Raw genomic sequence first — 15,549 nt, 5'->3', positions numbered from 1 at the left:
TATTTTTCTCTGTCTTTTAGCAAATTCAGTTTCTACCAGCCCGTATATCGATATTAACGTTATATAAAAAACTATACATCGAATATTTGTATTTTGTTTATTGTGAGCAGCAGAGTGAGCCACTATGAAAACTAAGATCCCCGATGCCGTGCTGGCAGCTGAGGTTACTCGCCGCGGTTTGGTGAAAACGACGGCGATAGGCGGACTGGCGGTGGCCAGTAGCGCGTTTACCCTGCCATTTACCCGTATTGCAAATGCTGCAGAAGCCCTTAATCCGACACCGATTAATGAGAAAGTGATCTGGAGCGCGTGTACGGTAAACTGCGGCAGCCGCTGCCCGCTGCGTATGCATGTGGTCGACGGTGAAATAAAGTATGTCGAAACCGACAACACCGGCGATGACAACTATGACGGTCTGCATCAGGTACGCGCCTGTCTGCGTGGTCGATCCATGCGTCGCCGAGTCTATAATCCCGATCGTCTGAAATACCCGATGAAACGCGTTGGTAAGCGTGGCGAAGGAAAATTTGAGCGCATCAGTTGGGATGAAGCCTACGACATCATTGCCAGCAATATGCAGCGTCTTATCAAAGACTACGGCAATGAGTCTATCTACCTGAACTACGGTACCGGTACGCTGGGTGGCACTATGACGCGCTCGTGGCCGCCGGGTAAAACGCTGGTGGCACGGTTGATGAACTGCTGCGGCGGCTATCTTAATCACTACGGTGACTACTCTTCAGCGCAAATCGCTGCCGGGTTGAACTATACCTACGGCGGCTGGGCTGACGGTAACAGCCCGTCCGACATTGAAAACAGCAAGTTGGTGGTTCTGTTCGGTAATAACCCTGGTGAAACCCGTATGAGCGGGGGTGGGGTAACCTATTACCTTGAACAGGCGCGACAGAAATCCAATGCCCGCATGATCATTATCGATCCCCGTTATACGGATACCGGTGCGGGGCGTGAAGATGAATGGATCCCGATCCGTCCTGGTACTGATGCGGCGCTGGTCAATGGTCTGGCGTATGTCCTGATCACCGAAAACATGGTTGACCAACCGTTCCTCGACAAATATTGCGTGGGTTACGACGAGAAAACCTTACCGGCCGACGCACCGAAGAACGGTCACTATAAGGCGTATATTCTTGGGCAGGGTAAGGACGGCATTGCCAAGACCCCGGAGTGGGCGGCGCAGATTACCGGTATTCCCGCTGAACGTATCGTCAAACTGGCGCGCGAAATAGGTAGCGCTAAACCGGCATACATCAGCCAGGGGTGGGGACCGCAGCGTCATGCTAACGGTGAAATAGCGACCCGCGCCATTTCTATGCTCGCTATCCTGACCGGTAACGTTGGGATCAACGGCGGCAACAGCGGGGCGCGTGAGGGTTCATACAGTTTGCCGTTTGAGCGTATGCCAACGCTGGAAAACCCTGTTGAAACCAGCATCTCAATGTTCATGTGGACGGACGCGATTGAGCGAGGCCCGGAGATGACGGCCCTACGTGACGGCGTACGCGGCAAAGACAAGCTCGATGTTCCTATTAAGATGATCTGGAACTATGCCGGTAACTGTCTGATAAACCAACACTCTGATATTAACCGCACGCATGAAATCCTCCAGGACGAGAAGAAGTGCGAGATGATCGTCGTCATCGACTGTCATATGACTTCCTCGGCGAAATACGCAGACATTTTGCTGCCGGACTGCACTGCCTCCGAACAGATGGATTTTGCGCTGGATGCCTCATGCGGGAACATGTCCTATGTGATTTTCACCGATCAGGCGATCAAACCACGCTTCGAATGCAAGACTATCTACCAGATGACCAGCGAGCTGGCGAAGCGCCTTGGCGTTGAGCAGCAGTTTACAGAAGGTCGTACTCAGGAAGAGTGGATGCGCCATCTGTATGAGCAGTCGCGCAAAGCGATTCCTGAACTGCCTACATTTGAAGAATTCCGTCAGCAAGGGATCTTTAAACAGCGCGATCCGCAAGGGCATCATGTGGCGTATAAGGCGTTCCGAGAAGATCCTAAAGCCAATCCGCTGACCACGCCGTCAGGTAAGATCGAAATTTATTCGCAGCAGCTTGCCGAGATCGCGGCAACCTGGGAACTGCCGGAAGGTGATGTAATCGATCCGCTACCGATTTATACCCCAGGCTTTGAAAGCTTAAACGATCCGCTGGTGGAGAAATTCCCTTTGCAGCTGACCGGCTTCCACTATAAGTCTCGCGTTCACTCGACCTATGGCAACGTCGATGTCCTGAAAGCATCCTGCCGCCAGGAAATGTGGATCAACCCGATGGATGCGCAGCGACGCGGTATTAACAACGGCGACAAGGTACGTATCTTTAACGATCGTGGTGAAGTGCATATCGAGGCGAAAGTGACGCCACGTATGATGCCCGGCGTGGTGGCATTGGGCGAAGGGGCCTGGTATGACCCGGATGCAAAACGCGTGGATCAGGGCGGTTGTATTAACGTCCTGACGACCCAGCGTCCGTCTCCTCTCGCAAAGGGGAATCCGTCACACACGAACCTTGTTCAGGTTGAAAAAGCGTAAGGAGTAACCGATGACAACCCAGTATGGATTTTTTATTGATTCCAGCCGTTGCACCGGTTGCAAAACCTGCGAACTGGCCTGCAAAGATTTCAAAAATTTAACCCCGGAAGTCAGCTTCCGCCGCATTTATGAATATGCAGGCGGCGACTGGCAGGAGGACAACGGCGTCTGGCATCAGAACGTCTTTGCTTATTACCTCTCCATTGCGTGTAACCACTGTGAAGATCCGGCCTGTACCAAGGTTTGTCCGAGCGGCGCGATGCACAAACGTGAAGATGGTTTTGTCGTTGTCGACGAAGATGTTTGCATTGGCTGCCGGTATTGCCACATGGCCTGTCCTTACGGCGCGCCGCAGTACAATGCTGAAAAAGGGCATATGACTAAATGTGATGGCTGCCATGAGCGCGTCGCTGAAGGCAAGAAACCTATCTGCGTGGAGTCCTGCCCACTGCGTGCGCTGGATTTTGGTCCGATTGAAGAGCTGCGCAAAAAACACGGTACTTTGGCTGCGGTAGCGCCACTGCCGGGCGCGCACTTTACCAAACCAAGTATTGTCATCAAACCTAACGCCAATAGCCGCCCGACCGGGGATACTACAGGTTATCTGGCCAATCCGAAGGAGGTGTAAGATGGGAAGTGGATGGCATGAATGGCCGCTGATGATCTTCACTGTCTTCGGACAGTGTGTAGTTGGTGGCTTTATCGTTCTGGCGCTGGCGTTGATGAAAGGGGACTTACGCCCTGAATCGCAGCAGCGCGTGATTGCCTGCATGTTCGGGCTGTGGGTATTAATGGGCATTGGCTTTATTGCTTCTATGCTCCACCTGGGCTCACCGATGCGCGCCTTTAACTCACTCAATCGTGTAGGGTCTTCTGCGTTGAGTAATGAAATTGCCAGCGGCTCAATCTTCTTTGCCGTTGGCGGCATCGGCTGGCTGCTGGCAACGTTGAAAAAAATGTCGCCCGTATTACGCAATCTGTGGTTAGTTGTCACCATGGTATTGGGCGTGGTTTTTGTCTGGATGATGGTGCGCGTGTATAACACCATCGATACCGTACCGACCTGGTACAGCATTTGGACGCCGCTGGGCTTCTTCCTGACGATGTTTATGGGCGGTCCGCTGCTGGGATATCTGTTGCTGAGAATTGCTGGCGTGGACGGTTGGGCGATGCGCCTGTTGCCGGCTATTTCAGTGCTTGCTCTGGTCGTGAGCGCCATCATGTCTGTAATGCAGGGGGCTGAACTGGCGACGATCCACAGTTCCATTCAACAGGCGTCTGCGCTGGTTCCGGATTACGGCTCGCTGATGGCGTGGCGGATTGTCGCTCTGGCATTAGCGTTGTGCTGCTGGATTGTACCGCAAGTGAAAGGCTACCAGCCTGCAGTTCCACTGCTTTCCGTCGCGTTTATTCTGCTGTTAGTCGGCGAGTTGATTGGTCGTGGCGTGTTCTACGGTCTGCATATGACCGTCGGTATGGCGGTTGCCAGCTAAATGACAAACCGGGGCATAGCCCCGGTTTTTTTACTTCTGTTTAGTTAACGTGTCGTAGCTGGTCATCAGATTGCGATAATCAGGAATGTGATTAGAGAACAGCGTCGCCAGACCTTCGATATCGTTGCGCCAGTCGCGATGCAACTCACATGCGACACCAAACCACGTCATCAGTTGAGCACCGGCCTGGGACATCCGATCCCATGCTGAATGGCGAGTAATTTCATTAAATGTACCCGACGCATCGGTTACGACAAAGACATCAAAACCTTCTTCAATAGCCGAGAGCGCAGGGAAAGCAACGCAAACTTCCGTCACGACACCGGCAATAATCAGCTGTTTTTTACCGGTCGCTTTCACTGCTTTCACGAAATCTTCGTTATCCCACGCGTTAATGTTTCCGGGGCGAGCAATATAAGGCGCATCGGGAAATTGAGCTTTCAGTTCCGGTACCAGTGGCCCGTTTGGTCCTGTCTCAAAACTGGTTGTCAGAATGGTTGGGAGTTTGAAGTATTTTGCTAAGTCGCCGAGGGCAAGCACGTTGTTTTTAAATTTATCGGGATCGATATCCCGAACCAGAGAGAGCAGGCCAGCCTGATGGTCGACCAGCAGTACTGCCGCATTATCTTTATCAAGTCTTACGTAAGGTTTAGTCATGATATTTCTCCTGTTCTGCATCAGTGGGGGAAATTTGATGAGTTTAAGTCTACAGAAAGAACGATATATGGATTAGATACCTAAATAAGAACTCACTGTTCTATTTTGAAGACAATGCAGATCTGCATCCCGCATAGAGTTTAGTAAGAAATAAAAGTAAGGGGAGTCCATGAAATTTTTCGACTGAACGCAACGCGAGATTTTTGTTTTAGATCAATAAAAACAAGCAGATGTGTTTTTGTGTTTTTTATCTATTCACATTAAGAATCAGTAATGCAAATCGATCGTCCGGAAAGCGCCTCAGCCCTTTGATTGCGCCGATTGACAATGTTTTTGGCAGTGGCATGATGCGCATGAAATTTGAACTTCCTCACGGTTTTTATTCATGTCCATCTATACCCGTCCCGTCATGCTGTTGCTGTGCGGGCTGCTTCTGCTGACCCTGGCGATCGCCGTGTTAAACACGCTCGTCCCGCTTTGGCTCGCCCATGAAAATCTGCCAACCTGGCAGGTAGGTGTGGTGAGTTCTTCCTACTTTACCGGCAATCTGGTAGGGACGTTGCTGACCGGGTATTTAATAAAACACCTTGGTTTTAATCGCAGCTATTACATTGCCTCGCTTATTTTTGCCGCGGGCTGTATCGGCCTGGGGGTTATGGTGGGGTTCTGGAGCTGGATGACCTGGCGTTTTATCGCCGGTGTTGGCTGCGCCATGATTTGGGTGGTAGTGGAAAGTGCGCTGATGTGCAGCGGGAATTCGCGTAATCGCGGACGCTTGCTTGCCGCCTATATGATGATCTATTACGTGGGGACGTTTTTAGGCCAGCTACTGGTCAGTAAAGTATCAACAGAATTGATGAACGTCCTGCCGTGGGTGACGGGTACGATCCTGGCTGGCGTTTTGCCATTGCTCTTTACGCGCATTGCCAATCAGCAGGGTGATGAACAGCAGTCTACTCCTATTACCTCCATGCTGAGGCTGCGTCAGGCGCGTCTGGGCGTTAACGGCTGTATTATTTCCGGGATTGTGCTGGGGTCTTTGTATGGGCTGATGCCGCTGTATCTCAACCATCAAGGGGTGAGCAACGCCAGCATTGGTTTCTGGATGGCGGTTCTGGTTAGCGCCGGTATTCTGGGGCAATGGCCGATTGGCCGCCTGGCAGACAAGCTGGGACGCCTGCTGGTTTTACGCGTCCAGGTCTTCGTGGTTATCGTCGGAAGTATCGCCATGCTGAATCAGGCGGCGATGGCGCCTGCGTTGTTTATGTTGGGTGCGGCAGGTTTTACCCTCTATCCGGTGGCGATGGCCTGGGCCTGTGAAAAGGTTGAACATCATCAGCTGGTCGCCATGAATCAGGCATTGTTATTAAGCTATACCGTTGGCAGCCTGCTGGGTCCTTCATTCACCGCAATGCTGATGCAGAATTATTCCGATAATCTATTATTCATTATGATTGCCAGCGTATCGTTTATTTATCTGCTGATGTTGTTGCGTAGCGCCAGACATACGCCGACTCCGGTGGCTCACGTATAAAGCGCGCCAGACGGTATGCAAGGCAAAATGTTTGCATACCGTGACTCATTTTCCCATTGCGGGTATGCCGGAAGTTGCGAGGTATTCGCATGCTTTCAGCGTGCAGTGAAGCTGCGCCTGACTGGTCATACTCGTCAGCTGTTGTAAATGCTCCCCTTCATCCAGCCAGCAAACCAGTTTTTGAATCATTTCAATATGTCGGGTGCTGCTGGCAGCCGCCAGGACAATAATTAACCGCACATCTGGATGCCCAGGAAAAGGCACCGCCTCTTTCAGACACAAGAGCGACAAATGTGTCTCACTGCTTATCACTCCTTCTTCCGGACGAGCGTGCGGCAGGGCAAACTCAGGGCTTAAGATGTACCACGGACCCAGTTGTTCTGTTTCACGGATGATTGCCTGTGCGTAGGCGGACGTAATCGCGCCCAGTTCTTCCAGAGGCTGGCAAGCCAGCGTCACGGCCTCCTGCCAGGATCGGCATTGTTCACGAAACTGACAGGCAGAAAATAGCGCAGATGTCATTGTGTTCTCCTTATTTCAGAGCAGCAGACCGCATTGCGGTCTGCCAACCCGAACTATCTCAGGGCTTCAAAGAGTGCGGTCGCCGAAATACCGTATTTCTCTTTCAACTGGCGACTATTGCCTGATTCCGTAAACGTATCTTGTGTCCCCAGTCGGATTAATCTCGTGGTTAATCCTTCCTCCGCCAATACTTCAGCAACCTGTCCGCCAAGCCCACCGATGATCGTGTGATTTTCAATCGTTGCGATCTGCGGGCAGTTGGCAATCAGTTGCAGAAAGCGCTGGCGGTTAAACGGTTTTAGCATGGCGACGTGAATCAGCTTGCCACGTTTTCCCTGGGCGCACAGCTGCACATAACCTGCGCTTGCCTGCTCCAGAACGGTCCCTTCATAGAGAATGGCGAAGTCATTGCCTGAGTCCTCCACGGCGGCGATATCGGTCACTCGCGGAACGGTAGATTTATCGCGCACGGGCATCGGTTCTCGGGCTACGCGAATATAGACCGGACCGGGAATGTTTACTGCCTGTTCAAATGCGGCCTCAACTTCTTCAGCGTCGGCAGGTGTTAGAATTGTGAGCCCCGGCAGTACGCGCGTCAGGGCCAGATCTTCCAGCGCATGATGCGATGCGCCGTCAGGTCCATCATCCATTCCTGGGTGGCTACCAACTAATTTAATGTTAGCTTTGGCGTAGCACGCCTGGCGCAGTTGAGTCCAGGCGGTGCCTGTCACAAACATCGCAAAGTTAACGTAGAACGGAATATTTCCTTCCAACGCCTGGCCAGTGGCAAAGCTCATTGCCGATCCTTCCGCAATACCCATTTCAAAGAAAGCGTCTGGATAGACGGCCTGGAACTGGTCAGTGCGGGTGGAGCTGGCTAAATCACTATCAATGGCGACAATGGGATAGCCCTTTTTTTTCAGGGCAATGAGTGCGTTACCAATTTCATCACGTGGGGCTTTCATCACTGCAACTCCTCCATAGCCTGCTGATATTGTTCGGTGGTTGGGGTTTTTGAATGCCAGTCACCGTTATTTTCCATATAGCTAACGCCACTGCCTTTGGTGGTATGCGCAATAATGGCGACAGGTTTTCCTTTCAGATGGCGTGAAAGCATCAGCGTGTCGGCAACCTGATGCATATCGTTACCGTTATGGAGTTCGAGTACGTGCCAGCCGAAAAGACGCACTTTGTCGGCCAGAGGTTCCAGATTCACCACCTGATTAACGGGGTCGTGGGAGGAAAAACCGTTGTAGTCGATAATCGCCACCAGGTTATCCATCTTCATATGGCCTGCCTGTTGTAGCGTTTCCCAGATTTGCCCTTCATGCATTTCGCCATCGCCAATGATGGCAAAAACGCGCTGTGATTCCCCCCGCTGTTTTTTGGCCGCCGCCATACCAAAGGCAATGGATAATCCCTGGCCCAGCAGGCCGGTTGTTGCATCGACTTCGGGCAGAGATTTGATGCTAGGGTGCCCCTGTAAACGTGAGTTAATTTGTCGAAAAGTATTAAATTCGCTGCGCTCAATTTTGCCTTTTTGATGCAGCATGGCGTACTGAGCAGCAACCGCATGACCTTTGCTCATGACCACGCGAGCGCGAGGGGCGCAGGAGAAGTCCACCTCTTGATCGTAAATCCAGGTCAGAATGTCGATGATGGACAATGCACCGCCAGGATGGCCAATGCCTGATTCATAAATCATGGTGACAATATCCCGGCGAGCAGCTAGCGCATGGGATTTCAATTCATCAATATTCATGTTCATTCCTTATCAGGGCAACATTTTGCCGATGTAATAAACCACTAAGCCGAGGGCGACAAAATCTGTCTCCGGGAAGCAAGTACCGGACAAACCCACCGATTCCATGATGGGATAGATGAGTGCCGGGCCAATACCAATTAATATGCCAGTGACAAAGCTACCGGCGATGGCCCCTTTCCAGCCTCCTGACGCATTACCGAAGACGGCGGCGGTAGCACCAATGAAGAAGTAGGGGATGGCGACGGGGATAATGACCGTTTGCCCAATTAATGCGAGTACCCCCATAACCACCAATCCACCCACAAAGGAAGAGATGAAACCTAAAACGGTGGCGGTTGGGGCATACGGAAAGACGACTGGGCAATCCAGTGCGGGTTTGGCGTTCGGGATAAATTTTTCAGAGATGCCCAGAAATGCCGGGACTATTTCTGACAACAGCAAGCGAACGCCGGTGATGATGATATAAAGCGATGCGGTAAACGTGAGTGACTGGAATAGCGGATAAACCAGCCAATGCATTCCACCGGCGGCGGCCGTTACCGCTTCTTCGCCTGCGGCAAGTGCCGCGATGTAATAGAAAATACTGACAGAGATGGACACGGAGACGATGTAGTCTTTAAAAATCCCCAACCATCCGGGAAGATTTAGCTTTTCTGTTGACTGCTTAGGATCGCCCACTTTCGAACCGATCCATCCCGATAGCGCGTAGGCCAGAGTAACGTAATGACCCATCGCAATTTCATCATTACCGGTAATCTTACGCATCCACGGCTGAGCGATAGCTGGATAGACACAGGCCGCAAGCCCCAGCAGTATGGAGCCGACGATAATTGTTGTTACATCGCTGTAGCCAAGCGCCTTAAGCGTAACGGTTAAGAGGGCAGACAGATACAGATTATGTTGACCCGTCAGGAAGATGTATTTGAACGGCGTTACGCGGGCAAAAAACAAGTTCCAGCCGAAACCAACGACCATGATGAGTGAAACGCACATGGCAAACTTGGTCTGTGCCAGCCCAGTTAACGCTTCGGCTAACGGCATCACACCTTTCAGACCGAATCCATCGCTGAATAAGGTCTGAAAATTACCTAAGGATGTCACCGCAATCCCTGCTCCGCCGGCAAATACCAGAAATCCGACGATGGTTTTAAAGGTACCTGAAAGCACTTTTTCGATGGGTTTACGCTGGATAAGCAAACCAATTAGCGCAATAAAGCCAACTAAAAGTGGGGTTACACCCAAAATGTCGAATACAATGAACTTTAGGAGATCCATATTTCCCCCGGAGAGGTTAGTTGTTTTGAACAACGCTGGTGAGCGCAGATTCCATTTCTTCGCTGTTCATCAGATCGGTGATACCGATTGCTCTGAACCCGGCGGCTTCTACCTCATCGGTCAGGTCGCTCATGGTGATCACGAAGTCGATGTTTTGCCAGGTTCGTAGCCCTGACAGGACATCGTGTTCAAGATCGATATCCCAGCCATGTTTATCGATGACTTTTTGGGCTTTGATTTTCAGCATTAGCGAACTGCCCATACCGGTACGACAGACGATCAGACCTTTCATTAGACGTTCTCCTGTTTGTAAAAATAATTATTTTTAATTATCATTGGTGCGATAAAAATTATTATCGCAAAGCCGGGCAAAGTATGTGACAGCATTTGCATTTTGTGCAAAAAGGCGAAAAATGAGTCAGATAGATACTAATTTATTGATTAACATAAGAAATGGGGCTTCAGAGCTGAGTCCGATCCTCGAAAAGGTAGGGCGTTTTATCACTGAAAATCCTGATTTTGTGATGCGGCATACGATAACCGAGCTGGCCGATTCTATTGATACCAGTGAGGGGAGCATCACTCGTTTTTGCCGTGCCTTTGGTTTTAAGGGGTTTTCTGATTTCAGAACGGCTCTTGCACTGGAGCAAGGAGCTGCACGGCCGAATGATGGAGGAAGTGAGGAGACGGCGGCGGTACTGGCAAGCGTTTGTGACAGCAATGCCATCATCGACAGCAAAGAGTTGCAGGCGGTTGCGACCTGGTTAAATCAGCTCAGTAATATTGCAATTTATGCGGTAGGTACTGCGGTGCCGGTGGCGTTATTCCTGCAAATCAATCTGGTGCAGATGGGGAAAATAGCCAGTTATATCGACCGATTTTATCCGGCGGCTATCTCTCCGTTGGCGGACAGCCAAAAAACAGGGATTATTGTTATTCATACAGAACAAATCTCTACCGATATGATGCAGTCGCTGACGCTAGCGAAGGAACAAGGCATAAAAATTCTCTCGTTAACTCGCGGATCGTTTGCGCCATTAAATCGGCTTTCTGACTGGAATTTGCAGGCGGCGGTTGCATTACAGGGGGAAGGTGAGTCTGGTTTTGCTGAAATTGCTGGTGCGATGATGGTGGCGGATCGCATACTCAGTGCTCTGGAAGAGCAGGATGAGCGTTACGTGCAGTGTCGTAAAGCACACCAGAAACGTATTTTCTCTATTGAAAGCGTGACCAATAAACTTTCAGAATATTTTATGTCGTAGGCATCGAACGTTGGCGTCGCGCTACTCAAGCAGAGCGCTGCGACGCCGTGGTCGTCATACCTTAGTACATCACTTTATGACCATACTGCTCAAGAATGCCTTTCACGCGCTCCATGGTCTCTTTCTTCGGTGGCTTAACACCGTCAAGTTTGTACTCTTCACCCATTGCCACCCATTTGTGTTTGCCCAGCTCATGGTATGGCAGCAGTTCGATTTTCTCTACGTTGCCCATATCGCGGGTAAACTCACCCAGGCGGTGCGCGGAGTCGTCATCGTCAGACCAGCCAGGCACAACGACGTAGCGGATCCACACCTTGATGTCTTTATTGGACAGGTAACGTGCGAACTCAAGCGTACGATGGTTAGATACGCCCACCAGATTCTGATGGATTTCATCATTCATCTGTTTGAGATCGAGCATCACCAGGTCGGTGACTTCCAGCAATTCATCAATCACCGGATCGTAGCGGCGAACAAAACCGTTGGTATCCAGACAGGTATGAATACCTTCTTTTTTACAGGCACGAAACCAGTCGCGTACAAATTCAGCTTGCAGGATAGCTTCGCCACCGGACGCTGTCACACCGCCACCGGAGGCGTTCATAAAGTGGCGATAGGTCACGACCTCTTTCATTAACTCGTCGACGGTGACTTCTTTGCCGCCGTGCGTATCCCATGTGTCACGGTTATGACAATACAGGCAGCGCATCAGGCAGCCCTGGAAGAAGGTAATAAAACGGATGCCCGGGCCATCAACAGTGCCACAGGATTCAAAGGAGTGAATGCGACCAATAACTGACATTGCGGTGTTTCTCCAGGTGTGGCCCATCCGGGGCCAGTGTTAGTGCACAGTTATTAACTGTGTCGAGTCTGTTTTGGCTGCTATCCATAAGTATAGATAGCTGACAAAGCAGGCTATTAAAAAGGCCCCACTTACGTGGAGCCTTTATTGTACGCTTTTTAAAGTACGATTTCAGTCAAAACCAATTACATGGTCTGAGTGAAGGTACGAGTAATAACGTCCTGCTGCTGTTCTTTAGTCAGGGAGTTAAAACGTACTGCGTAGCCAGAAACACGGATGGTCAGCTGCGGATATTTTTCCGGATGTTCCATCGCATCCAGCAGCATTTCACGGTTCATGACGTTCACGTTCAGGTGCTGACCACCTTCGATGGACGCTTCGTGGTGGAAGTAACCATCCATCAGACCAGCCAGGTTGGTCTTACGAACTTCGTCATCTTTACCCAGTGCGTTCGGAACGATAGAGAAGGTGTAAGAGATACCATCTTTAGCGTAAGCAAACGGCAGTTTAGCAACGGAAGTCAGAGAGGCAACAGCACCTTTCTGGTCACGACCGTGCATTGGGTTAGCACCCGGTCCAAACGGCGCGCCAGCACGACGACCATCTGGGGTGTTACCGGTTTTCTTACCATAAACCACGTTAGAGGTAATGGTCAGAACAGACTGAGTCGGGATAGCGTTACGATAAGTAGTCAGTTTCTGAATTTTCTTCATGAAACGTTCTACCAGGTCAACCGCCATGTCATCAACGCGAGAGTCGTTGTTACCAAACTGCGGGTATTCGCCTTCGATTTCGAAGTCGACAGCCAGACCGTCTTCGTCACGAATCGGTTTAACTTTCGCATATTTGATTGCAGACAGGGAGTCAGCAGCAACGGACAGACCAGCGATACCACACGCCATGGTGCGGATAACGTCACGGTCGTGCAGTGCCATCAGAGAGGCTTCGTAGCTGTACTTGTCGTGCATGTAGTGGATAACGTTCAGTGCAGTGACGTACTGTTTAGCCAGCCAGTCCATGAAGTGATCCATGCGCTCCATAACTTCGTCGAAGTTCAGAACGTCGCCTTTGATCGGTTCAGATTTAGGACCAACCTGCATTTTCAGTTTTTCATCAACGCCGCCGTTGATTGCGTACAGCATGGTTTTCGCCAGGTTTGCACGCGCACCGAAGAACTGCATTTGTTTACCAACAACCATCGGGCTTACGCAGCAAGCGATAGCGTAGTCGTCGTTGTTGAAGTCCGGACGCATCAGGTCATCGTTCTCGTACTGCAGAGAAGAGGTGTCGATGGACACTTTAGCGGCGAATTTCTTGAAGTTCAGAGGCAGTTTTTCAGACCACAGAACGGTGATGTTTGGCTCCGGAGAAGGACCCATGGTGTACAGGGTATTCAGGAAGCGGAAGCTGTTTTTGGTAACCAGAGTACGGCCATCAACGCCCATACCACCGATAGATTCAGTTGCCCAAATCGGGTCACCGGAGAACAGTTCATCATATTCAGGGGTACGCAGGAAACGAACCATACGCAGTTTCATGACCAGGTGGTCAATCATTTCCTGAGCGTCTTGCTCGGTGATTTTGCCTGCTTTGATATCACGTTCGATGTAGGCATCCAGGAAGGTGGATACGCGACCGAAGGACATTGCTGCGCCGTTCTGAGATTTAACCGCGGCCAGGTAGCCGAAGTAAGTCCACTGGATAGCTTCCTGAGCGTTGGTTGCCGGACCAGAGATATCGCAGCCATATTTAGCAGCCATTTCTTTGATCTGACCCAGTGCGCGGTGCTGTTCAGCAATTTCTTCACGCAGACGGATAGTGGCTTCCAGGTTTACGCCGTTTTCCAGATCGGACTGCAGAGAGACGAACTGAGCGTATTTGTCTTTCATCAGGTAGTCGATACCGTACAGCGCAACGCGACGGTAGTCACCGATGATACGGCCACGGCCATAGGCATCTGGCAGACCAGTCAGAACACCGGATTTACGGCAGTTCAGAATGTCTTTGGTGTAAACATCGAATACGCCCTGGTTGTGGGTTTTGCGGTATTCGGTGAAGATTTTTTTCAGCATCGGGTCCAGTTCGCGATTGTACGCTTTGCAGGAACCTTCAACCATTTTGATGCCGCCAAACGGAATGATCGCACGTTTCAGCGGAGCTTCAGTCTGCAGACCAACAATTTTCTCGAGCGCTTTGTTGATGTAGCCAGCGTCGTGAGAAGTGATGGTAGAAGCAACGGAGGTGTCAAAGTCAACAGGCGCGTGAGTGCGGTTTTCCTGTTTAACGCCTTCCATCACGCTGTCCCACAGTGCAGTGGTCGCATCAGTTGCGCCAGCCAGGAAGGACTCGTCACCCTCATACGGAGTGTAGTTTTTCTGAATGAAGTCACGGACGTTTACTTCATTCTGCCAATCACCTTTGGTAAAACCTTCCCAGGCTGTGGCTAACTTTTCATTAAGCTCGGACATGTAACACCTACCTTCTTAAGTGGATTTTTTATTTACTGCGTGTAATGGGCATCATCAGATTAATGATGATCGTTACCACGCAGATAAATGACCCAGTATGTCAACCCGACCAACAAACCGCCGCCGATAATGTTGCCGATCGTAACCGGAATCAGGTTATCGGTGATGAAATTCATCACGGTCAGGTGAGAAAAATTCTCCGGAGAAGACCCAACAGCGGTCCAGAATTCCGGGGTGGCGAAATCGCGAATTACAATACCCATAGGGATCATAAACATGTTTGCGATACTGTGCTCAAAACCGCTGGCAACAAACATTGCGACCGGTAATACCATGATAAACGCTTTGTCCATCAGGCTGCGACCCGAATAGCTCATCCATACTGCCAGACACACCATCAGGTTCGCCAGGATGCCAAGACTTACCGCCTCAACAAAAGTATGGTGCACTTTGTGGTCGGCTGTTTGCAGGACGTTGAGACCCCACGCGCCGTTAGCGGTCATATACTCGCCAGAAAGCCACATGAGTAACACGAAGATCAGGGCGCCAATCAGGTTGCCGACATAAACGTTAAGCCAGTTTTTAGCCAATTGGCCCCAGGTGATGCGACCACTGGCTTTCGCTACGACAATCAGTACGGTTGAGGTGAAGAGGTCTGCACCGCAGACAACGCAGAGAATCAGCCCCAGGGAAAAGCAGATACCACCTACTAGTTTCGCCATGCCGAAAGGCATTGTGCCGGTACCGGTTGTGGCGGTGATATAGAAAACAAAGGCAATTGAAATGAATACACCGGCAGTAATTGCCAGATAGAACGTCTTAAGCGGATGTTTCGTTGCTTTATAGACGCCTGCTTCTTCGGCAACTTTGGCCATTGCAGCAGGAAGAATAAGATCAAAAGGGTTGTCAGCTTTCACACTAACTCTCTCTTTATTAAGTCGGCGACGAGATACTAACAAAGCATTATAGATGAGAATTTGATATAGATCATATCTCGCCTGGCTTATAGGCCCGTAAGGCGCATGGTTTTTATGCGATTACGGTGTAACTTTTTGATTATCCAAATAAAAATAAATTTTAAAAATTATAAAGTGAGTTGAATTTTTTCTTTCTGTCTCCTCTGGGGCGGTTAATTAAAATGGAGTAATTGAGATAAAAAACCACATTAATAAGCTAATTTTCTTAATATCAACTACTAATAT

Annotated in this window: 14 protein-coding genes; 5 read left to right on the top strand and 9 right to left on the bottom strand. The window is 50.3% G+C overall.

What is annotated here, in order from left to right:
• Positions 1 to 124: 124 nt before the first annotated feature.
• From dmsA to OGW44_RS16260, 3 genes are read left to right on the top strand one after another with little or no spacing between them, the layout of a single operon-like run.
• Positions 125 to 2,569 (top strand): dimethylsulfoxide reductase subunit A, encoded by a 2,445-nt coding sequence (dmsA, locus tag OGW44_RS16270; RefSeq protein ID WP_019076391.1) that lies wholly within the window; start codon positions 125 to 127, stop codon positions 2,567 to 2,569.
• A gap of 10 nt (positions 2,570 to 2,579) precedes the next feature.
• Positions 2,580 to 3,197 carry a DMSO/selenate family reductase complex B subunit gene (locus tag OGW44_RS16265; protein ID WP_003035741.1) on the top strand — a complete coding sequence of 206 codons (618 nt, stop codon included), beginning with the start codon at positions 2,580 to 2,582 and terminating at the stop codon, positions 3,195 to 3,197.
• A 1-nt stretch (position 3,198) separates the two neighbouring features.
• Positions 3,199 to 4,062, top strand: coding sequence for a dimethyl sulfoxide reductase anchor subunit family protein (locus OGW44_RS16260; RefSeq protein WP_016152432.1), 864 nt, complete (start codon positions 3,199 to 3,201; stop codon positions 4,060 to 4,062).
• Between the two features lie 30 nt (positions 4,063 to 4,092).
• On the opposite strand, the gene ycaC is transcribed toward OGW44_RS16260, so the two are convergent.
• On the bottom strand, positions 4,093 to 4,719 hold the full coding sequence (ycaC, locus tag OGW44_RS16255; RefSeq protein ID WP_016152433.1) for an isochorismate family cysteine hydrolase YcaC: 627 nt from the start codon (positions 4,717 to 4,719) through the stop codon (positions 4,093 to 4,095).
• Positions 4,720 to 5,104: 385 nt separating this feature from the next.
• On the opposite strand from ycaC, the gene OGW44_RS16250 reads away from it, so the two are divergent.
• Positions 5,105 to 6,253 carry an MFS transporter gene (locus tag OGW44_RS16250; protein ID WP_019076392.1) on the top strand — a complete coding sequence of 383 codons (1,149 nt, stop codon included), beginning with the start codon at positions 5,105 to 5,107 and terminating at the stop codon, positions 6,251 to 6,253.
• A 45-nt stretch (positions 6,254 to 6,298) separates the two neighbouring features.
• Here OGW44_RS16250 and OGW44_RS16245 read toward each other — a convergent pair whose 3' ends face one another.
• Genes OGW44_RS16245 through OGW44_RS16225 form a run of 5 tightly spaced genes read right to left on the bottom strand, consistent with a single transcriptional unit; the run spans position 6,299 to position 10,107 of the window.
• Complete coding sequence (locus OGW44_RS16245; protein ID WP_046274696.1) at positions 6,299 to 6,775, bottom strand: PTS sugar transporter subunit IIA; 477 nt, start codon at positions 6,773 to 6,775, stop codon at positions 6,299 to 6,301.
• Positions 6,776 to 6,828: 53 nt separating this feature from the next.
• On the bottom strand, positions 6,829 to 7,740 hold the full coding sequence (locus OGW44_RS16240) for a transketolase family protein (RefSeq protein ID WP_103283675.1): 912 nt from the start codon (positions 7,738 to 7,740) through the stop codon (positions 6,829 to 6,831).
• The gene (locus OGW44_RS16235; protein ID WP_016156111.1) at positions 7,740 to 8,537 is read right to left on the bottom strand and encodes a transketolase; all 798 of its coding nucleotides are present in this window, start codon (positions 8,535 to 8,537) and stop codon (positions 7,740 to 7,742) included. Before OGW44_RS16235 ends, OGW44_RS16240 begins: the two co-directional genes overlap by 1 nt.
• Before the next feature lie 12 nt (positions 8,538 to 8,549).
• Complete coding sequence (gene ulaA / locus OGW44_RS16230; protein ID WP_185654321.1) at positions 8,550 to 9,815, bottom strand: PTS ascorbate transporter subunit IIC; 1,266 nt, start codon at positions 9,813 to 9,815, stop codon at positions 8,550 to 8,552.
• A 16-nt stretch (positions 9,816 to 9,831) separates the two neighbouring features.
• Positions 9,832 to 10,107: a PTS sugar transporter subunit IIB gene (locus OGW44_RS16225; protein WP_016152439.1), complete on the bottom strand. Its 276-nt coding sequence runs from the start codon at positions 10,105 to 10,107 to the stop codon at positions 9,832 to 9,834.
• A 121-nt stretch (positions 10,108 to 10,228) separates the two neighbouring features.
• Between OGW44_RS16225 and OGW44_RS16220 the strand changes: the two genes are divergently transcribed.
• Complete coding sequence (locus OGW44_RS16220) at positions 10,229 to 11,077, top strand: MurR/RpiR family transcriptional regulator (RefSeq protein WP_047359385.1); 849 nt, start codon at positions 10,229 to 10,231, stop codon at positions 11,075 to 11,077.
• 61 nt (positions 11,078 to 11,138) lie between these two features.
• On the opposite strand, the gene pflA is transcribed toward OGW44_RS16220, so the two are convergent.
• The 3 genes from pflA to focA form a co-directional block, all read right to left on the bottom strand.
• Positions 11,139 to 11,879, bottom strand: a complete 741-nt coding sequence (pflA, locus tag OGW44_RS16215) for a pyruvate formate lyase 1-activating protein (protein WP_003035751.1) — start codon at positions 11,877 to 11,879, stop codon at positions 11,139 to 11,141.
• 185 nt (positions 11,880 to 12,064) lie between these two features.
• Positions 12,065 to 14,347, bottom strand: a complete 2,283-nt coding sequence (gene pflB / locus OGW44_RS16210; RefSeq protein ID WP_016152441.1) for a formate C-acetyltransferase — start codon at positions 14,345 to 14,347, stop codon at positions 12,065 to 12,067.
• A gap of 59 nt (positions 14,348 to 14,406) precedes the next feature.
• The gene (focA, locus tag OGW44_RS16205) at positions 14,407 to 15,264 is read right to left on the bottom strand and encodes a formate transporter FocA (RefSeq protein ID WP_003831909.1); all 858 of its coding nucleotides are present in this window, start codon (positions 15,262 to 15,264) and stop codon (positions 14,407 to 14,409) included.
• Positions 15,265 to 15,549 lie beyond the last annotated feature (285 nt).

The organism is Citrobacter sp. Cb023, from assembly GCF_030336805.1.
GTDB lineage: Bacteria > Pseudomonadota > Gammaproteobacteria > Enterobacterales > Enterobacteriaceae > Citrobacter > Citrobacter braakii.
This window is presented reverse-complemented; position numbering and strand designations above follow the sequence as displayed.